Here is an 18458-nt window from a genome sequence, read left to right as displayed (position 1 = left end):
ATTACCGGAATACACCGGCGCGTCGATGCCGGGGTTCCTGCCAATCCCGTGCATAATCAATGGTTTTGGGCGATCGGTTTGACCTCGGTCGGGCTCAGGTCGTAAGTTTTAATCAGTTGACTTCAGCCGTTCCGGCTGCCTAGAAGCTTTCCTGGCCTTTCCGTGCTGGCCCCTCAACACTCAGTACTGGCCTGTGAAGAGACCACCACACGGAGATTGATTATGAGCAAGCGAACCTTCCAGCCGAACAACCGCAAGCGCGCCAAGACTCACGGCTTCCGTCTCCGCATGCGGACACGTGCCGGCCGCGCCATCCTTTCCGCTCGTCGCGCCAAGGGCCGCCAGAAGCTCTCGGCGTAGTACTGAGCCGGTGCTCGCGAAAGCCAACCGCATCGCGCGGGGGGTGGACTATCGGACGACCGTGCGGCGCGGTGTTCGCTTCACGGAAGCGAACACCGTCGCCTACGTCCGGAAGAATCGTGACTCCTCTGGTGTGCGCTTCGGTTTCATCGTGAGCAAGGCCGTCGGAAACGCGGTTCGCCGGAACCTCGTGCGTCGCCGGCTGAAAGCGGCCGCGTATCTGGTTCTCCCCGATCTCCTGGCCGGCGCCGCGGCAGACACCGGAATCGACATCGTGATCAGGGCATTGCCAGCATCCGCTCAAGCGTCGTGGGCTACTCTGCACGCAGAGGTCTCGCGCGCTGCCGCTCGCTTCCTCACCCCCTCCACATCTCAACGCGTCTCCCGTCACAGCGTCACCAGCGAAGGCAACGTCCGTCCATGATCACCGCGATCTCAGCAGTGCTCCTCGTTCCGCGGAACGTCGCCGTCCTTGTGCTCCGGGGATACCGAGCGGTTGTCTCTCCGTTCTACGGGGATGTCTGCCGCTACTATCCGTCGTGTTCCGCCTATACCTTGCAGGCTATGCAGGAGCATGGAGTGATCGTCGGCGGATACCTCGGGGTGCGCCGTATCCTCCGCTGCCATCCGTGGGCAGCGGGCGGGGTCGATGATGTCCCTCTCCGGAGGAAGAGCCGCTATCGGGTGACCGCGTTCGGTTTCGTCGTCGCCATCAGCCAGGGAAAGGCCTAGCCACAAAACTATGGACATCATCGGTACTCTGCTCTGGCCTATCAAGTGGGTCGTGGAGTTGATTCTCGTTGCCTGGCATTGGCTCCTCTCTCAAGTCGGTTTCGACCCGGCGGCCGGTCTCACCTGGGTGCTCTCGATCGTCGGCCTCACGATCGTCGTGCGCGCTGCGCTCATCCCGATCTTCGTCCGGCAGATCAAGAACCAGCGCCGAATGCTGGAGATCGCTCCTCAGCTCAAGAAAATCCAGGACAAGTACAAGGGCAAGAAGGATCAGTTCTCCCGCGAAGCGATGTCCCGCGAGACGATGGATCTCTACAAGAAGACGGGCACCAACCCGCTGAGTTCCTGCCTTCCGCTCTTGCTTCAGATGCCGGTGTTCTTCGCGCTTTTCCAAGTGCTCAATGGAGCACAGGGTGGTCACGCCGGCGTCGGCCCGCTCAACTCTGGCCTCGCCGAGCAATTCGGCGGCGCGACTCTCTTCGGCGTTGCCCCTCTGCACCAGAGCTTCCAGGGCGCCATGAATGCCAACCCTGTGCAGACGTCGGTCATGATCATCGCGGCCATCATGGTCGTCTTCATGACGGGGTCGCAGTTCATCACCCAGTTGCAGATCGTCTCCAAGAACATGTCCCCGGAGACCAAGGCGAGTCCCCAGTTCAAGCAGCAGCGCATCCTTCTCTACCTGCTTCCCTTTGTTTTCTTGTTCTCTGGTTTCGCCTTCCCGCTCGGCGTCATGTTCTACTGGTTGACCTCGAACTTCTGGACTATGGGACAGCAGTTCCTCGTCATCCGTAACATGCCGACTCCGGGTTCGGACGCTGCGAAAGCGCGTGAGGCTCGCCTCGCCCGAAAGGGCAAGCTTGTTCAGCAGGATGGCTCCGTCGTCCTCACGGTCGAAGAGCAGCCGCAACAGAAGCCGCAGACGACTCAGCGGGTCCAGCCCGTGAGCAAGAATCGCGCGAAAAAGCAGGCCGGAAAGAAGTAGGAAGCGACACCATGACCGACGTGCACACCGAGTCCACTCCACCCATGGAGGGGCTGCCCTCCATGACGGCTGAGCAAGCAGCCGTAACATCGACGGGATCCCAGCTCGATCGCGAAGGCGACATCGCAGCGGACTACATCGAGGAACTTCTCAACATCGCCGACATCGATGGCGACATTGACATCGACACGCGCAACGACCGTGTCTACATCTCCGTGAACGCTGAGGCAGAAACCAATCTCCAGCTTCTCGCGAAGCCGGACACAGTCTCCGCACTTCAGGAGCTCACTCGGCTGGCTGTACAGAACAACACCGGCGAGTTCTCACGACTCATTCTGGACATTGCTGGTTCGCGCGATGCGCGCCAGGCAGAGCTTGCTCAGCTGGTCGAGCACGCCATTGCGCGACTGAAGGAAGGCGCTGCGGAGGCATCGCTTCCTCCGATGTCCTCGTATGAGCGCAAGCTGGTTCACGACATCGTCTCCGTGCGTGGTTACGTCTCGACCTCCCAGGGCGAAGGTCGCGGCCGGCACACGGTTATCACTGCTGCATAGTTTCACGTGAAACGGTGACGGATTCGGTAGAGCTGGAGCCAGCTGCGGCTGCACAGCTGTTCGGTGATCGGTTGCCGATCGCACGCACGTTCACGGCCAATCTCGCATCACAGGGGGAAGAACGGGGTCTCATCGGCCCGCTTGAACTTCCACGTCTGTGGTCTCGGCACATTTTGAACTCGGCTATCGTAGCACCGCTTCTACGACCCGGTGTTGTTGGTGATGTCGGCAGTGGCGCGGGTCTCCCCGGGCTGGTGCTTGCGATCGCTCGGCCAGATGTCTCTTTCGTGCTCATCGAGCCGATGGATCGACGGGTGACTTGGTTGAATGAGCAAGTCACTGAGCTAGGACTGTTGAACGTTGATGTCGTTCGTGCTCGAGCCGAAGACGCGAAGTTGGCAACACCGCTCGATCAGGTCACAGCGCGCGCGGTGAGCGCCTTCCGCAAGCTGCTTCCATTGACCGCTCCCCTGCTGTGCGATGGCGGTGAGCTCGTACTCATGAAGGGTGCCGCTGCTCAAGCCGAGATTGATGGTGCGGCGAAGGAGATCAGTAAGTTCAAGGTGCGTGGTGCGGAAGTCATCGTCTTGGGCGAAGGAATCCTCGACGAAGTGACACGAGTCATCCGGGCGACTGTTCGCTGAGAGTATTTCCCCACAGGACCGAACAAGTTAGCGAGTTTTCCACCAGTCCCCCGATAGCGCTGAGAGGTGTCGGGGATGCACGTTAGAGTTTATGAGTGGTGCGCGGAGAGTGTGCCTTCATCCCGACAAAGCGGTGCCGGGCACCAACCAAGTGACGAGGTTTCACGTGAAACAACCGGATCAAGACATATTTGTGGAGGTGGGTGAGTCCGCTTTCGATACCTCTACCCCCCTGGCCAGAGAGATACAGGAACTCATGAGGCGTCGGAAGGCGATTGCGGATGCGAGTCTTCCGTTGCCCTCGAACACTCGCATCTTCACCATCTCGAACCAAAAGGGCGGGGTTGGGAAGACGACGACTGTTGTCAACCTTGGAGCCGCGCTTGCTAAATCAGGTGCGCGAGTCTTGGTGATAGACCTCGATCCGCAGGGTAACGCATCCACCGCGCTCAGTGTCGAACACCGCGAGGGAACGCCGAGCGTTTACGACGTCATCGTGAACGACAAAGAGCTCGAAGATGTCATCCAGAAGAGCCCCGAATTCCATGGACTGTTCGTGATTCCGGCCACGATCGACCTTGCAGGCGCGGAAATCGAACTGGTTTCGATGGTCGCCCGCGAACAGCGGCTCTCCCGCGCCCTGAACCGATTCTTGGATGAGTATGATATTGACTACGTTCTCATCGACTGTCCGCCCTCGCTCGGATTGCTCACGATCAATGCTTTTGTCGCGGCGACTGAGGTCCTTATCCCGATCCAGTGCGAGTATTACGCTCTGGAGGGTCTGAGCCAGTTGCTGAAGAACATTCAGCTGATCGAGCGGCACCTCAATCCGAAGCTTCAAGTGTCGACGATTCTGCTGACGATGTATGATTCGCGGACCAATCTCGCCCATCAGGTTGCGGAGGATGTTCGCTCTCATTTCCCCAAGGAGGTTTTGGACACCATCATCCCCCGCTCGGTGCGCATCTCGGAGGCGCCGAGCTATGGCCAGAGTGTCATCAGCTACGACACGAACTCCTCTGGTTCGCTTTCGTACCTCGAAGCCGCCGCCGAAATCGCACGAAGAGGAGAATCCCGCTAATGGCAGCCAAGCGCACCGGACTGGGTCGGGGCATCGGTGCCCTCATTCCGACGACCGACCAGTCGGCTCGACCAGTGGATGTGTTCTTCCCCGAGCCGTCGGACACTGTAACCGAAGCGCTTGTTGCGGTCCCAGGGGCACGTTTGGCGAACCTCTCCCCCATCGATATTGTGCCGAATCCGTCTCAACCTCGTGTCGAGTTCGACCGGGACGAGCTGGACGAGCTGGTTGCAAGCATTCGTGAGGTCGGAGTGCTTCAGCCGGTCGTCGTCCGTCCGCTGCGTAATCAGGCCGGCACGTATGAGTTGATCATGGGTGAGCGACGTCTGCGTGCGACGAAAGAACTCGGGCTCGACAGCATCCCCGCGATCGTCAAGGACACTGCGGATGAGGCGATGCTGCGTGACGCACTTCTCGAGAACCTCCACCGCTCGCAACTCAATCCACTGGAAGAAGCATCTGCGTATCAGCAGCTTCTCGCTGATTTTGGCATCACACAGGAGGAGCTGGCCACGCGGATCGGTCGCTCGCGACCTCAGATCACAAACACGATCCGGTTACTTAAGCTTCCGGCAACTGTGCAGACGCGCGTTGCGGCGGGCGTCCTTTCAGCGGGGCACGCACGCGCGATTCTCTCGCTCGGTGATGACCAAACCGGAATGGTCCACTTAGCCGACAAGATCGTCAACGAGGATCTTTCCGTTCGCGCAGCTGAAGCAGTGGCGAGCAAAGCGCCCAAGACTGTTCGCACGGCGGTGAAACCCGGGAGGCATCGCGGTCATCTGGATGAGGTCGCTCAGAAACTCGGCGACCGCCTGAACACTCGCGTCAAGATCACCCTCGGCCCGCGGAAAGGTCAGATTGTGGTGGACTTCGCCACGATCCAGGATCTGAACCGCATTCTGGAAGAAATCGGCGAGTCAGAGTATTCGAGCAAGTCCCGAGTCCGTTTCACGTGAAACCTCAGCCGATCAACCTTCCTTGATTGCGGCGTCGGCAAGAGTGGCGTAAACCTCCCCGTGGTTGCGGCCTGAAGCAGCGATCGCCTGCGGCACGATCGAGGTCTCGGTAAGGCCCGGAAGTACGTTCGCCTCAAGGAACCACGGTATGCCGCTGGCATCCACGATCAGATCGATTCGTGAGAGATGGCGCAGGCCCAACGCCCTGTGGGCAGTCTTCGCCGCCTCCGCAACGGCGTCAGCCGTGGCTTCGTCTAGACGGGCGGGAACATAGAACCGGGTCTCCCCCGCGTTGTATCGGGCATCGAAGGTGTATGCGCCAGCCACGGGCTCGATCTCGACGGGCGGGAGCGCTTCTGGTCCATCGCCGGTGTCAATCACAGCGACGGAGACCTCAACATCATCGACATTGCGCTCGATGAGAGCGATCTCTGCATAGGTGTAGGCGTCGACCATTGCCCGGGGCAGCTCTCCACGGTCGCTGACAATGGTGACCCCTTGCGCTGATCCGCCCTTTGCGGGCTTCACGACTAACGGGAGTGACAGTCCGTCGAGCACGGCGGCGAGCACGCTGTTGGCACCGAGTTCGCGGAATGTCTCTTTGGGCAGGGTGATGGATGTGGGAGTACGCACTCCGGCGCGCTCGACGATGGCCTTCGCGGTCGGCTTCGACTAGGCGAGACGGGATGCGCCGGTCCGCGATCCGACGAACGGGATACCGGCGAGTTCGAGAAGCCCTCGTAGTGCGCCGTCTTCGCCACTCGCCCCGTGCAGTGCGGGCCAGATGACATCGGGGTGCTCATCTTGAATGGATGCCAGCAGCGTCGCATCAGGCTCGCGGACCGTCACTCGGTGCCCGAGTGACTGAAGCCCGTCTGCCACACGTCGTCCACTGCGGAGGGAAATGTCGCGTTCGTGTGAGATGCCGCCGGTGAGAACGACGATGTCGAGGGATGATTTCTCAGGCATGATCAGCTCTTTCTCTTCTGCGGGACTCACTGCAGATCGGTCGGCGGGTTGACGCTGGGTTTGCCGGGCCGGACGGCAGTGAGCGGTCCCGTGCCGGCGAACGTGTCGAGGAGATCCTGTTCGCCGTTGATCACACTGGCGAGTCGGCGGATGCCGATGCGGATGTTCTCGGGAGTCGGATAGCAGAACGAAAGACGGATGTTCTGGGCGCCGGAACCATCGGCGAAGAAGGCCGTTCCTGGCGTATAGGCCACCAGCTCGGTCACTGCTCGTGGCAGCATCGCCTTGGAATCGAGGTGCGGAGGAAGGGTGAGCCAGACATAGAAGCCCCCATTGGGGTTCGTCCAGGTGAGTTCGGGGAGATGCTCCTCCAATGCTGAGATCATCGCCTCCTTGCGCTCTCGGTACACGCCCCGGAAAGTGTCGATCTGTCCGCGCCAGTCGGCGTCGGACAGATACTCCGAGATGACGAGCTGGCTGAATGAACTCGGGCTGAGCACGGCGGCCTCGTTGGCGAGGATGAGCTTCTCGCGGATGGCATGGGGGGCGAGCGCCCATCCGACGCGGAACCCCGGGGCCAGCGTTTTGGAGAAGGTGCCTAGGTACACGACGCCTTCCTGCTCGACGGAGCGCATGGCCGCTGGCGGGCTCTCGTTGAAATACAGCAAGCCATAGGGGTTGTCTTCGAGGACCAGGATGTCGTTCTGGCGTGCGATTTCGAGGATCTCGAGCCGGCGCTCCCCGCTGAGGGTCACACCGGCCGGGTTGTGGAAGGTCGGGACGGTGTAGAGGAACTTGACGCGGCGTCCGGTCGCTTTGAGCCGGCCGATGTGCTCGCGCAGCGCTTCGGGAATGAGCCCGTGCTCGTCCATGGGAATGTGGTCGACTTCGGCCTGGTAGGAGCGGAAGATCACCATCGCCGTAACGTAGCTGGGGCCTTCGGCGAGAACCACGTCGCCCGGGTCGATGAAGAGTTTGCTGAAGAGTTCCAGTGCGTGCTGAGAGCCGGTGGTGACGATGACATCGTCCGCGCTTCCGCTGATCCCCTCGAGGGCCATGACGTCGAGGATCTGCTCACGCAGGGTGGGAACCCCCTGTCCGGAGCCGTACTGGAGAGCGACCGGTCCACGCTCGCGCATGACACGATCCATCGCCCCGATGACGAGGTCTTCGGGGAGGGCGGCGACGTACGGCATGCCGCCGGCCAGCGAGACCACTTCGGGACGGCTGGCGACGGCGAACAGAGCTCGGACCTCACTGGCGGCGAGGCCGCTGGTGCGCTGCGCGTAGTGGGTGTACCACGGGTCCAGATTGTTGCCCTGCTGACGCGGGCTGCCCTGTTCAGTCAACAATCAGTCCATTTCTAGTGTCGTTCAGCCATGCTATGTGGGTCGCGCTTTCCGCTGGAAATCGAGGCATGCGCGGGTACCAAAAGACCCGTCCGGCGGGTGAGCACCGGACGGGTCGGGAAAGACCGGTCGCCCTACGCCAGGTAGGCGGCCAGGTCGGCTTCGAGGGCAGGCTTGGGCTTGGCGCCGATGACGGTCTTGACGACCTCGCCACCCTGGTACACCTTCATCGCGGGGATGGAGGTGATCTGGTACTTCGCCGCGGTCTGCGGGTTCTCGTCGACGTTGAGTTTGACGATCTCGATCTTGTCGGAGTGCTCCGCGGCGATCTGGTCGAGGATCGGGCCGACAGCGCGACACGGGCCGCACCACTCCGCCCAGAAGTCCACGAGGACCGTCTTCTCGCTGTTGAGGACATCCTGTTCGAAGGATGCGTCCGTGACCGAACGTGATGCTGACATTGGCTGATTCTCCTTATGCGGTGGTTGTGAGTTCAAGGTCGCCGGACGCAGTTTCCGCTGCATTGTCCAGCAAGTCCTGGGGGAGGGTGGACAGGTAGTGCTCCGCGTCGAGCGCGGCGACCGTGCCCGACGCGGCGGCGGTCACGGCCTGACGGTACGAGGAGTCGATGACGTCGCCCGCGGCGAAGACGCCCGCGAGCTTGGTCTTCGAACTGCGGCCGGCGACGGCGATGGTTCCCTCGGGAGTGAGGTCGAGCTGACCATGCACCAGGTGGACGCGCGGGTCGTTGCCGATTGCGATGAACAGTCCCTCGATGTCCAGATCGCTCTGGTCGTCGTTCTCAAGATTGCGGAGGGTGACGCCCTCGACCTGCTCGCTCCCGTTGATCGCCACGACTTCCGAGTTCCAGATGAATTCGATCTTGTCGTTGGCGAAGGCCCGGTCTTGCATGATCTTGGACGCACGGAGGGAGTCGCGACGGTGGATGACGTAGACCTTGTCCGCAAAGCGGGTCAGGAAGGTCGCCTCCTCCAAGGCCGAGTCTCCACCGCCGACGACCGCGATCGTGCGTTCGCGGAAGAAGAAACCGTCGCACGTCGCGCACCACGAGACGCCGTGGCCGGAGAGCCGTTCCTCGTCCTCCAGCCCGAGCTTTCGGTAGGCGGAGCCGGTCGCGAAGATCACGGAGAGTGCCTTGTGGACGTCGCCGGAGCCGAGAGTCACGGTCTTGACATCGCCGGAGAGGTCGACGGAGACGACGTCGTCCAGGATGACTTCTGTGCCGAACTTCTCGGCCTGTGCCTGCATCTTGACCATGAGATCGGGGCCCATGACGCCGTCGGGGAAGCCGGGGAAGTTCTCTACCTCGGTGGTTTTCATCAATTCGCCGCCGGCCTCGACAGAGGAGGCGATCAGCAGCGGTTTCAGGTTGGCGCGCGCGGCGTAGATGGCTGCGGTGTAACCGGCTGGGCCGGAACCGATGATGATGATCTGCCGCACGTCGGAGCTCCTTGGTGATCGGCGGCGCCCCCGGGTCCGGCGGCACCGACTTGTAGAACACATCCTAGGCGGATGCTATTCCGTGTCACCCCCTTGTCGATGAGCGTCTGAGAACACGCTCCACGAGAGCCGCCAATCCGGCTTCCAGCTCTGCCGAGCGGAAGATCGCCAGGGAACCGACATAGACGATCGTCATGACGATCCCGACGACGGCGGAGGCGACGATCGCGCTGAGGGGACTACTCACCGGGAACGCACCCTCACCCACCCCGCCCAGCAGGACCAGGAATCCGGCCCCGCCAGCGACGGCGGCCAGCCCTGCGGCGAGGAACCGCCACAGACCGCTCAGGATGCGCCGCCCGTCCACTCCCCCGGTGCGTCGGCGTAGCAGCGCGAAAGCCAGAACGGCTTGGACGAGCGTGGCGGTGGACACGACGACAGCGATCGCGGCTGCGCGGTATCCGGCCGGGATCGCGAGACAGTCGAGAACGCCGATGACGATTAGCACGGTCTGCGCCAGTGTGAACAGGAACGGAGTGCGGGTGTCGCCGAGCGAGTAGAACGCGCGTTGCGCCATGAAGACGAGAGAGAAAGGGACCAGTCCCACCAGATAGGCGATGAGGACGAGCCCCATCGCCGGGTATTCGGGTGTGAAAACACGGGCGACCGGGAAGGCGATCACGATGAGGACTGCGGACGAGAGCACGATCAGGAACATGATCGAGCGGGCCGCGCTGGAGAAATCGGCGCGGAACCCGGAGGCGGAGCCCCGGTGCGCGTGCTCCGCCATCCTCGTGTAATACGCGGTGACGATCGAGACCGCGATGATGCCGTGCGGCAACATGAACACGAGCCACGCGTTGTTCATGGCGAAGAGTCCCGCTTTGCCGTCTCCGGTGGAGTTGGCGACGTTGGTCTCGATCAGCCCCGCGATCTGGGTGGCCATGAGCATCCCGAGTGTCCAGCCGGCGGCTTTCCCGGCGTTGCCGAGCTCGACGCCTCGCCAGCGGAAATCGGGGCGGAACCGCAGGCCGATCCGGCGCCAGAAGAAGAACAGGACGACGGCCTGGACAGCGATGCCCAGAGTCGCCCCGCCGGCCAGCAGCGCGACCATCCCCGAGCTCCACTCGTGCGAGCGCTCGCCGAGCGGATCGGAGCCGAATCCCAGGATGAAGGCGGTCAGCATCCCGATCGCGACGATGTTGTTGATCACCGGCGCCCAGGTGAAGGGACCGAACGACTTGCGGGCATTGAGCACCTCGCCGAGCAGTGTGTACAGACCGAGGAAGAAGATCTGCGGGAGCGACCAGTACGCGAAAGTCGTGCCGAGCGCGGCCTGTTCGCCGCGCAGACCGAACAGGCCGATGAGGACCGGCGCGAGCAGGGTCGCCACCAGCGCCACAGCAGCGAAGACGACCATTCCGAGCGTGACGAGCTTGTTGATGTACTGGCGTCCGCCGCCGGCCGCACCGGAGGCCCGGACGATCTGCGGTACCAGGACGGCGTTGAGAACCCCCTGCGCGATGATCGCGTAGATGCTGTTGGGGACCAGCGTCGCCGTCGCGTAGGCCCCGCCCGCGAAGCTGAGGGCGCCGATCGCCTGAACGAGCAGCCAGGCTTTCGCGAAGCCGAGGACGCGCGAGACGAATGTCCCCGACGCGAGCATGGCGCTGGCTCGGCCGATGCTAGCCATCCGTGCTCCCGCCGTCGCCGGGAGCACCGTTGCCGTCTTTGTCGTCCTCGGGCGTTTGCTGCGCCTCTGCGCGTCGTTGGGCCCGGCGGCGCAGGAGTCCACGGACGATTCCGTAGCCGAACAGAAGCACCAGCAGCGCGCCGAAGACGAGCGCGCCGAGCCCCTCCCAGTCAGCGTGTACCTCCACGCTCACCGCGGAGGGATCGCCGATCGGGACGCCTGTCGGGCTGTATAGCTGAAGGGAGAGCACGACTTGGCCGTTTCCGACCTTCGCCCTGACCGGGACGAGCATCGTCCCCCGCGAATCCTTCGGGATGGACTTGGTGGTGGGTCCGTCGATCTCGAGACGGCCGTTGGATGGAGACGCCCTGAGCGTGACAGTCGCGACCTCGCCCGGCAGCTCGTTGCTCACTGTGAACGGGATGGACCCCTGCGCGCTCACCAGGTTGATGTTCTCGGTGGGCAGGATGCGGATCGCGTGGAGCGTCTTGGTGGTGGCTTCGCGGCTTTTCTTCACGGCCGCGGACCAGTCGGTGCGAGGGTTCTGCCAGGACACGGCCAGCAGAGTGAGAAGTTGCGCGCGGGTCCTGCCCTTCAGCGTCGCGGGGTCGACCAGGACGGTCGCGAAGTCGGTCAGCGCCTTCTCGTCGGTGAGCAGGCTTCGGATGGCGTCGATGCGGCTCTGAGACTCGGCCGCATCCACCAAGACGGTGTCGGTGGAACCGGAGGCGGAGATGATGCTGGAGAAGGTGGCCGGCGTCGACCACGCTGAGCTCAGCAGAGCGTCGAGGGTGCGTTGCAACTGCGTCCCGCTCGACGGCCACGAACGGTCGAGGGCGACGAGGATCTTACGGGGGGCCGTGTCCTCGGCGCTGAGGAGCGCGAGCTGTGCGTTCACTGCTGACATCGCGGTGTTCCACGCGATGTCGCTCGGCGCGGAGACCGCTTGGCGGAGGGCGTCGGAGATCCGCTGGTCGCCGACGGCGAGCGTGCTGCTGGCGGTGTGGACGACGGCGTTCGGTGTGCTGTCCAGTTCGTCGGCGTTCGTGTTGTCGCCGGAGACGATGACCGTTTTCAGCCCGGCGGTGGCGAGCGGTGCGAGATCGTCGGAGCGGAGAGTGCCGTCGCCGGGCCAGGCGACGCCGGGAAGGTCGTAGTCCCACGCGACGAGTTCGTTCAGGGTGGGGAGGGCCGGCAGGGGTGTCGGGCTGGGGCTCGGGGTCTGTGCCGGTGAGATCGTCGGTGTCGGCTGGACGCGCGTGGCGGTGGTGGTGGGCTCGCCGATCGTGGTCGGGGCCGGTGAGAAGTTCTTCGCGTCGAGGGCGTAGCCGAGGGAGATCGGGGCGAGGGGCGTGGCGAGGCCGGCTTGCAGCTGACCGGTCATATCCGCGTCCCCATAACCCACTGAGAAGGTGTCGTTGGGCAGAGCGCTCAGGTGTGCCAGCCAGTCGGTCGCAGTCGCGGGCGCGGCGTTCCCGAGGGCGCGGATGGATGCGACGATCATCGGGTCGATGCCGACGGCGACCGTGCTGTGGCCGGTGATCCCGTCGAGGTCGCGGGTGAGGACGCCGTTGGGAGCCGTGTAGGTCGCGAGATCGTCGGCGGAGATCAGGCCGGTGCCGCTGGAGGGGCTCACGATCGGCATCACCACGCCGACATCCGTCTTGGTCGCCGTCTCGCCCACCGACCACACGAGCGACGAGCGGGCTTCGGCCGTCTGCTGGTCGGCGCTCACCGCGGCGCCGACACCGAAGACGCCGGAGACCGGTCGTGAGGCGAACGGCACAGCCGCAGCGGCGACCGGGACGCGCACAACGGCCGAAGAGCCGGGCTCTAGCACCGGCAGCGCGACCGAGCCGAGGTCGACCCTGTCCTTCACCGCGTCCATCGAGGAGAGCCAGGCTGTCAGTCCCCTGCGCGAAGTGAACGCATCGGGGTCCAGCCAGAACCCGACCGTTCCGGAGGTGAGCGCGGTGTCGGAGGAGTTGGTCACGGTGACGGATGCGATGAGGTCCTGGCCCGGCGCCAGAAGGCCCGCGGTTCCGGCGGAAAGGGAGGCGGAGAGCCGAGCCGTCGTTGCTGTCCTGCCCATGGCGGATCGCTCGCCGCTCGTCGCGGAGCCCCAGACGGTGCTCGCCTCGGACACCGGGGCCCCGCCGGGGAGGGCCGACAAGGCGACCGCCGCACTGAAGAGAACGGCGGCGAATCGCACACCCCGGAGGGTGGTTCCGGATTCACTCATGCGTCGACGCGCGCTCCCGGTTCGGCCTCCATGACGACGATTCTAGGGGCCGACCCCTGGGAGAGCGCGCCGAGCGCGCCCATTAAACTGGGGCATCATGCAGTCCGTCGCCGAATCTCTCGACCGCCTCGCAGCCATCGCCGCTTCGCCGACCGTGGCCCGCCTGGCGGCGGCTTTCGCGGCGGCCGGACACGAACTGTCGCTGGTCGGCGGCCCGGTCAGGGACGCCCTGCTCGGGCGGGAGGTACACGATCTCGACTTCACGACCGACGCGCGTCCGGACGCGATCGTCCGCCTCCTCTCCCCCCTCGCCGACGCGGTCTGGGACATCGGCCGCGCCTACGGCACGATCGGCGCTGTGTTCGGCGAGAAGGCGGTGGAGATCACCACTTATCGCTCCGACAGCTATGACGGGACGACCCGCAAACCGGACGTCGAGTTCGGCGATGCACTGGAGGGCGACCTCCTGCGGCGGGACTTCACGGTGAACGCGCTCGCTCTGCGTGTTCCGGAGGTGCGGCTGGTGGACCCTTCCGGCGGGGTCGAGCACCTGCTTGCCCGCGTCCTCACGACGCCGTCGAGCCCCGAAGTGTCGTTCGGGGACGATCCGCTCCGGATGCTGCGTGCAGCACGGTTCGCCGCCCAGCTCGGATTCGAGGTGGACGATCAGACCCGGGCCGCGATGGCCGCGATGGCCGATCGCATCGAGATCGTCAGCGCGGAACGCATCCGGGACGAACTCGGCAAGCTGCTGATGTCCGACCGCCCGCGTCCAGGAATCGAGCTGCTGGTGTCGACCGGTCTCGCCGAGCGCGTTCTTCCCGAGCTGCCCGCATTGCGCCTGGAAGTGGACGAGCATCACCACCACAAGGACGTCTACCAGCACAGTCTCACCGTGCTGGAGCAGGCGATCGAGTACGAGAAGGAACGGCATCCCGGCGACGCGCCGGATCTGACGCTGCGGCTCGCCGCCCTCCTGCACGATATCGGGAAGCCGGCCACGCGCCGGTTCGAGCCGGGTGGGGCGGTCAGCTTCTACCACCACGATGTGGTCGGGGCGAAACTCGCGAAGAAGCGTTTGACGGCCCTTCGCTTCGACAAGGCCACGATCGAGTCCGTGTCCCGCCTGATCGAGCTGCATCTGCGGTTCTTAGGGTACACAGAAGGAGCGTGGACCGACTCCGCGGTGCGCCGCTACGTGCGGGATGCGGGTCCCGAGCTGGAGCGGCTGCACATCCTCACCCGGGCGGATGTCACGACGAGGAACCGTCGCAAAGCGGACCGGCTCGGCTTCGCGTACGACGATCTGGAGCAGCGCATCGCCTCGCTCAAAGAACAGGAGGAGCTGGATGCCGTCCGCCCGGACCTGGACGGTCAGCAGGTCATGGCGCTCCTGGGGATCAAGCCGGGGCGGGAAGTCGGCCAGGCGATGACGTACCTGCTGGATCTGCGGCTGGATCAGGGCTCTCTCGGCGAAGAAGAGGCCGCCCGCCGGCTGCTGTCATGGTGGTCGGAGCGTTCGGCGGAGGCGTAATCCTCCACAGGTGCGTTCGATCGACGAGTTTTCCACGGATTCGGGTCGTCGAGCCCACTGCTTCGGGTGAGCGGGGATGGTTGATGCATGTGTACTGCGACCCGTATTCTCCTCCCCCGCCCTCGCCGTCAGGGCCACCCACCCGGTCTGGCCGCCCCTCACCCCGCGAGCTGGCGTCGAGACGGGGCATCCGTTACCCTTGGTAAGTTGCCCGGGCGGGTTCCTGCTCGCGCACACGATGTACAACCCTCCTGCTGCAGACCGTCTGCAGCCGCCAAGACCAAAGGAGGTGGGTTAGTCATGCATCAGTATGAGCTGATGGTCATCCTCGATCCCGAGATCGACGAGCGCACCGTTGCTCCCAGCCTTGACAAGTTCCTCAACGTCGTCCGGAACGACGGTGGAACGATCGACAACGTCGACATCTGGGGTCGCCGCCGCCTGGCCTACGAGATCAACAAGAAGTCCGAGGGCATCTACGCCGTCGTGCAGCTCACCGCCACCGGTGACACCACGAAAGAGCTCGACCGCCAGCTGAAGCTCAGCGAGGCCGTCATGCGTACCAAGGTCCTCCGCGCCGAAGAGGCGATCGCCCAGGTCGCGGCCGCTCAGAAGCGCGCCGCCGAGAAGGCCGCCCGCAAGGCCGCCACCGCCGAGAAGGCCGGCGCCTAGTCCCATGGCCGGCGAGACCGTCATCACCGTGGTGGGCAACCTCACGTCGGACCCTGAGCTGCGTTACACGCAGAACGGGCTGGCCGTCGCCAACTTCACCATCGCATCCACTCCCCGCACGTTCGACCGTCAGGCGAACGAGTGGAAGGACGGTGAGGCGCTGTTCCTGCGCGCGAGCGTCTGGCGAGACTTCGCCGAGCATGTCGCAGGCTCACTGACCAAGGGCTCACGCGTCATCGCCCAGGGCCGGCTCAAGCAGCGCTCCTACGAGACGAAGGAAGGCGAGAAGCGCACCTCCATCGAGCTCGAGATCGACGAGATCGGGCCGTCGCTGCGCTACGCCACCGCTCAAGTGACCCGTGCGCAATCGTCGCGCGGCCCCGGTGGTCCTGGCGGATTCGGTGGCGGAGCTCCTGCCGTCGAAGAGCCGTGGGCGGCAGCCGCTCCCGCGGACCCGTCCGCTGGCGCCGATGTCTGGAACACCCCGGGCGCGTACAACGACGAGACTCCGTTCTAACAGGTCCCCAACACTCATATGCCCGTCGGCCTCGGCCGTGACGGGCGGAAAGCAAAGGAAATCATGGCTGGAAAGTCGAGCGGCGACCGCCGCAAGCCGATCCGCAAGGGCAAAGACGGGAAGAACGCCGCTCCGGCGAAGTCCGTCCGCGTCGGCGTCATTGACTACAAGGATGTCGCGACCCTGCGCAAGTTCATCTCCGAGCGCGGCAAGATCCGCGCCCGCCGCATCACCGGTGTCTCCGTCCAGGAGCAGCGCCTGATCGCGCGCGCCGTCAAGAACGCGCGCGAGATGGCTCTGCTTCCCTACGCCGGCTCCGGCCGTTAAGGAGTAGACACATGTCGAAGGTTATTCTCACACACGAGGTCACCGGCCTCGGCTCTGCCGGCGACGTCGTCGAGGTAAAAGACGGCTACGCTCGCAACTATCTCGTTCCGCAGGGTTTCGCGATCTCGTGGACCCGCGGCGGCGAGAAGCAGGTCGAGCAGATCAAGGCGGCTCGCGCCGCTCGCGAACTACACTCGCTGGAGGCCGCTCAGGACCTCAAGGCGAAGCTGGAGGCCACCCGCGTCAAGCTGGTTGTCAAGGCCGGCCGCGAAGGTCGTCTGTTCGGATCGGTGAAGACCGCGGATGTCGCCGAGGCCGTCAAGGCCGCTGGCATCGGCGAACTCGACAAGCGCAAGATCGAACTCCCCAACGCGATCAAGGCCGTCGGCGACCACGAGGCCACCGTCCGCCTGCACGAGGACCTCTCGGCCGTGATCACCCTCCAGGTGGTCGCTGCCAAATAGCGGTCGCGAAAGCAGAGTGTAGCGGCGGGCGAAGGCCCGCCGCTACACTCTTTTCAGGGAAGTTTTCCCAGCTTCATCCACAGTCCGACACGCCCAAATCTCGGTTCTTGCCACAGTGTCTGAAGAAGTTTTTCCTCACAGGATGTGGAAAGAGAAAGAGCTGGTTAAAGAACATTTCCACGTCAAAAATTTCTCTCCATCCACAGATCTATTCCCAAGCTTTACACAAGCGTCGCGGCGTTTCCCGCAGATTGTCCACAAAGTTATCCACAGGCAAAGTTGTGGATGTCGGATCTGGGTTCGTAGAGTGGATCGACATTCAAGGCGGGCATTGATCGGGAAGCCCGTCCGAGTGTCGGTGGTTGTTCGTACCTTGCCGTTGAGAGCGTGCTTCCGTGTTTTGTCAGCCCGCCAGAAGTGCGGTGCGGCGCGTCAGAACGCAATCGGGGTGCCCGGGACTCACGCTAGAGGCAGTGCGAGAGTGTGTACCTGTCCGGCGCGCCGAAACGAGTGAGGAGAGAACGTGTCGATCGCCCACATCGGTCTCGCGGACGATCGTGAACAGGGCGAGGCCCGCACCCCTGAACGCACTCCGCCCCACGATCTCCTTGCGGAGCAGAGCGCTCTCGGCGGCATGCTGCTGAGCAAGGACGCCGTCGCCGATGTCGTCGAGGTCGTCCGTGGCACGGACTTCTACATCCCGAAGCACGAGATCGTCTACGATGCCATCCTGTCGCTCTACTCGCATGGCGAGCCGACCGATGTCATCACCGTGACCGACGAACTCACCAAACTGGGTGAGCTGTCGCGTGCGGGCGGAGCCGAATACCTGCACACGCTGACCAGTCTTGTTCCGACGGCGGCCAACGCCGGCTACTACGCTAACATCGTGGCCGAAAAGGCGCTGCTGCGCCGCTTGGTCGAGGCGGGCACTCGCATCACCCAGATGGGCTACAAAGCCGAGGGTGAGGTGCTCGACCTCGTCAACAACGCCCAGGCTGAGATCTACTCGGTGACCGGAACGCAGGAGGTGGAGGATTACGTCCCGCTGACGGAGGCGGTCACCGTCGCCATCGACGAGATCGAGGCGGCGAAGCACAAGGACGGCTCGATGACGGGTGTTCCCACTGGCTTCACCGAGCTCGATGAGCTGACCAATGGTTTGCACCCGGGTCAGATGATCATCGTCGCCGCGCGGCCCGCGCTGGGAAAGTCGACGCTCGCGCTCGACTTCGCTCGCGCGGCCGCCATCAAGCACGATCTGCCCACGATCTTCTTCTCGCTCGAGATGGGCCGCAGCGAGATCGCGATGCGTTTGCTCTCCGCCGAGGCGACCGTCCCCCTGCAGCACATGCGGAAGGGCACGGTGGACAACCGCGACTGGACCACCATCGCGGCCACTCGGGGGCGCATCAACGACGCACCCCTCTACATCGACGACAGCCCCAATATGACCCTGGTCGAAATCCGGGCCAAGTGCCGTCGTCTGAAGCAGCGCGTCGGGCTCAAGATGGTGATCATCGACTACCTGCAGTTGATGACGAGCGGCAAGCGAGTCGAGAGCCGCCAGCAGGAGGTCAGCGAGTTCTCGCGGGCGCTGAAGCTGCTCGCGAAGGAACTCCAGGTTCCGGTCATCGCGCTCTCCCAGCTGAATCGCGGTCCCGAGCAGCGTGCCGACAAACTTCCCGCTCTGAGCGACCTGCGCGAGTCTGGCTCGATCGAGCAGGACGCCGATGTCGTGGTGCTCCTCCACCGCGAGTCCGCCTACGAGAAGGACAACCCGCGCGCGGGCGAAGCCGATCTGATCGTGGCGAAGCACCGTAATGGACCGACGAAGACGGTTACGGTCGCATTCCAGGGCATGTACTCGCGTTTCGCGGACATGGCACCGATCTGACGAATGTGAATGGCC

Annotated in this window: 19 protein-coding genes and 1 pseudogene; 14 read left to right on the top strand and 6 right to left on the bottom strand. The window is 64.0% G+C overall.

What is annotated here, in order from left to right; genetic code table 11:
- The first annotated feature begins 222 nt into the window (after nucleotides 1-222).
- The 8 genes from rpmH to O159_RS12900 all read left to right on the top strand — a co-directional run bounded on the left by rpmH (nucleotide 223) and on the right by O159_RS12900 (nucleotide 5318).
- Nucleotides 223-360, top strand: coding sequence for a 50S ribosomal protein L34 (gene rpmH, locus O159_RS12935; protein WP_011187117.1), 138 nt, complete (start codon nucleotides 223-225; stop codon nucleotides 358-360).
- A 10-nt stretch (nucleotides 361-370) separates the two neighbouring features.
- Nucleotides 371-784, top strand: coding sequence for a ribonuclease P protein component (gene rnpA, locus O159_RS12930; RefSeq protein WP_021756231.1), 414 nt, complete (start codon nucleotides 371-373; stop codon nucleotides 782-784).
- Nucleotides 781-1092: a membrane protein insertion efficiency factor YidD gene (gene yidD, locus O159_RS12925; protein WP_021756230.1), complete on the top strand. Its 312-nt coding sequence runs from the start codon at nucleotides 781-783 to the stop codon at nucleotides 1090-1092. Before rnpA ends, yidD begins: the two co-directional genes overlap by 4 nt.
- Nucleotides 1093-1102: 10 nt before the next feature.
- On the top strand, nucleotides 1103-2077 hold the full coding sequence (gene yidC, locus O159_RS12920; RefSeq protein ID WP_021756229.1) for a membrane protein insertase YidC: 975 nt from the start codon (nucleotides 1103-1105) through the stop codon (nucleotides 2075-2077).
- A gap of 11 nt (nucleotides 2078-2088) precedes the next feature.
- Nucleotides 2089-2631, top strand: coding sequence for a Jag family protein (locus tag O159_RS12915; RefSeq protein ID WP_021756228.1), 543 nt, complete (start codon nucleotides 2089-2091; stop codon nucleotides 2629-2631).
- A gap of 14 nt (nucleotides 2632-2645) precedes the next feature.
- Entirely contained in the window at nucleotides 2646-3275 is a 630-nt protein-coding gene (gene rsmG, locus O159_RS12910) for a 16S rRNA (guanine(527)-N(7))-methyltransferase RsmG (protein ID WP_043993823.1), read from the top strand.
- Between the two features lie 256 nt (nucleotides 3276-3531).
- Nucleotides 3532-4359, top strand: coding sequence for a ParA family protein (locus O159_RS12905; protein ID WP_201766275.1), 828 nt, complete (start codon nucleotides 3532-3534; stop codon nucleotides 4357-4359).
- Nucleotides 4359-5318 carry a ParB/RepB/Spo0J family partition protein gene (locus O159_RS12900; protein WP_021756225.1) on the top strand — a complete coding sequence of 320 codons (960 nt, stop codon included), beginning with the start codon at nucleotides 4359-4361 and terminating at the stop codon, nucleotides 5316-5318. Before O159_RS12905 ends, O159_RS12900 begins: the two co-directional genes overlap by 1 nt.
- Nucleotides 5319-5330: 12 nt before the next feature.
- Here O159_RS12900 and O159_RS12895 read toward each other — a convergent pair.
- The 6 genes and pseudogenes from O159_RS12895 to O159_RS12870 form a co-directional block, all read right to left on the bottom strand.
- A pseudogene (locus O159_RS12895) lies at nucleotides 5331-6287 on the bottom strand (D-alanine--D-alanine ligase family protein).
- A gap of 26 nt (nucleotides 6288-6313) precedes the next feature.
- Nucleotides 6314-7636 carry an aminotransferase-like domain-containing protein gene (locus tag O159_RS12890; RefSeq protein WP_021756224.1) on the bottom strand — a complete coding sequence of 441 codons (1323 nt, stop codon included), beginning with the start codon at nucleotides 7634-7636 and terminating at the stop codon, nucleotides 6314-6316.
- Between the two features lie 134 nt (nucleotides 7637-7770).
- Nucleotides 7771-8097 (bottom strand): thioredoxin, encoded by a 327-nt coding sequence (gene trxA, locus O159_RS12885; RefSeq protein ID WP_021756222.1) that lies wholly within the window; start codon nucleotides 8095-8097, stop codon nucleotides 7771-7773.
- Between the two features lie 13 nt (nucleotides 8098-8110).
- On the bottom strand, nucleotides 8111-9097 hold the full coding sequence (gene trxB, locus O159_RS12880; protein WP_021756220.1) for a thioredoxin-disulfide reductase: 987 nt from the start codon (nucleotides 9095-9097) through the stop codon (nucleotides 8111-8113).
- An 85-nt stretch (nucleotides 9098-9182) separates the two neighbouring features.
- A complete protein-coding gene (gene murJ, locus O159_RS12875) occupies nucleotides 9183-10790 on the bottom strand; it encodes a murein biosynthesis integral membrane protein MurJ (RefSeq protein WP_043994369.1) in 1608 nt (535 codons plus the stop codon).
- Nucleotides 10783-13032 (bottom strand): DUF6049 family protein, encoded by a 2250-nt coding sequence (locus O159_RS12870; RefSeq protein ID WP_021756216.1) that lies wholly within the window; start codon nucleotides 13030-13032, stop codon nucleotides 10783-10785. Before O159_RS12870 ends, murJ begins: the two co-directional genes overlap by 8 nt.
- A 97-nt stretch (nucleotides 13033-13129) precedes the next feature.
- Here O159_RS12870 and O159_RS12865 point away from each other — a divergent pair, with 97 nt between their 5' ends.
- From O159_RS12865 to dnaB, 6 genes are all read left to right on the top strand, one after another.
- On the top strand, nucleotides 13130-14566 hold the full coding sequence (locus tag O159_RS12865; protein WP_021756214.1) for a CCA tRNA nucleotidyltransferase: 1437 nt from the start codon (nucleotides 13130-13132) through the stop codon (nucleotides 14564-14566).
- A gap of 300 nt (nucleotides 14567-14866) precedes the next feature.
- Nucleotides 14867-15238: a 30S ribosomal protein S6 gene (gene rpsF / locus O159_RS12860; RefSeq protein ID WP_021756212.1), complete on the top strand. Its 372-nt coding sequence runs from the start codon at nucleotides 14867-14869 to the stop codon at nucleotides 15236-15238.
- Between the two features lie 4 nt (nucleotides 15239-15242).
- Nucleotides 15243-15755, top strand: coding sequence for a single-stranded DNA-binding protein (locus O159_RS12855; protein ID WP_021756210.1), 513 nt, complete (start codon nucleotides 15243-15245; stop codon nucleotides 15753-15755).
- 63 nt (nucleotides 15756-15818) lie between these two features.
- Nucleotides 15819-16082 (top strand): 30S ribosomal protein S18, encoded by a 264-nt coding sequence (rpsR, locus tag O159_RS12850; protein WP_018189012.1) that lies wholly within the window; start codon nucleotides 15819-15821, stop codon nucleotides 16080-16082.
- 11 nt (nucleotides 16083-16093) lie between these two features.
- Complete coding sequence (rplI, locus tag O159_RS12845; protein ID WP_021756206.1) at nucleotides 16094-16546, top strand: 50S ribosomal protein L9; 453 nt, start codon at nucleotides 16094-16096, stop codon at nucleotides 16544-16546.
- A gap of 523 nt (nucleotides 16547-17069) precedes the next feature.
- Nucleotides 17070-18443, top strand: a complete 1374-nt coding sequence (dnaB, locus tag O159_RS12840) for a replicative DNA helicase (protein ID WP_021756205.1) — start codon at nucleotides 17070-17072, stop codon at nucleotides 18441-18443.
- The last annotated feature ends 15 nt before the right edge of the window (nucleotides 18444-18458 follow it).

The sequence above is a fragment of the Leifsonia xyli subsp. cynodontis DSM 46306 genome (assembly GCF_000470775.1).
In the GTDB taxonomy this organism is placed as follows: domain Bacteria; phylum Actinomycetota; class Actinomycetes; order Actinomycetales; family Microbacteriaceae; genus Leifsonia; species Leifsonia cynodontis.
The sequence above is the reverse complement of the archived record's forward strand: the minus strand, read 5'-3'. Positions and strand labels throughout refer to the sequence as shown.

Excerpts from the sequence above, each read along its gene's own strand:
- rpsR (WP_018189012.1), top strand. The coding sequence starts at position 15,819 with ATGGCTGGAAAGTCGAGCGGCGACCGCCGCAAGCCGATCCGCAAGGGC.
- O159_RS12855 (WP_021756210.1), top strand. The coding sequence starts at position 15,243 with ATGGCCGGCGAGACCGTCATCACCGTGGTGGGCAACCTCACGTCGGAC.
- trxA (WP_021756222.1), bottom strand. The coding sequence starts at position 8,097 with ATGTCAGCATCACGTTCGGTCACGGACGCATCCTTCGAACAGGATGTC.
- O159_RS12865 (WP_021756214.1), top strand. The coding sequence starts at position 13,130 with ATGCAGTCCGTCGCCGAATCTCTCGACCGCCTCGCAGCCATCGCCGCT.
- O159_RS12900 (WP_021756225.1), top strand. The coding sequence starts at position 4,359 with ATGGCAGCCAAGCGCACCGGACTGGGTCGGGGCATCGGTGCCCTCATT.
- yidC (WP_021756229.1), top strand. The coding sequence starts at position 1,103 with ATGGACATCATCGGTACTCTGCTCTGGCCTATCAAGTGGGTCGTGGAG.
- murJ (WP_043994369.1), bottom strand. The coding sequence starts at position 10,790 with ATGGCTAGCATCGGCCGAGCCAGCGCCATGCTCGCGTCGGGGACATTC.
- yidD (WP_021756230.1), top strand. The coding sequence starts at position 781 with ATGATCACCGCGATCTCAGCAGTGCTCCTCGTTCCGCGGAACGTCGCC.
- O159_RS12905 (WP_201766275.1), top strand. The coding sequence starts at position 3,532 with ATGAGGCGTCGGAAGGCGATTGCGGATGCGAGTCTTCCGTTGCCCTCG.
- O159_RS12870 (WP_021756216.1), bottom strand. The coding sequence starts at position 13,032 with ATGAGTGAATCCGGAACCACCCTCCGGGGTGTGCGATTCGCCGCCGTT.
- rpmH (WP_011187117.1), top strand. The coding sequence starts at position 223 with ATGAGCAAGCGAACCTTCCAGCCGAACAACCGCAAGCGCGCCAAGACT.
- rplI (WP_021756206.1), top strand. The coding sequence starts at position 16,094 with ATGTCGAAGGTTATTCTCACACACGAGGTCACCGGCCTCGGCTCTGCC.
- O159_RS12915 (WP_021756228.1), top strand. The coding sequence starts at position 2,089 with ATGACCGACGTGCACACCGAGTCCACTCCACCCATGGAGGGGCTGCCC.
- rpsF (WP_021756212.1), top strand. The coding sequence starts at position 14,867 with ATGCATCAGTATGAGCTGATGGTCATCCTCGATCCCGAGATCGACGAG.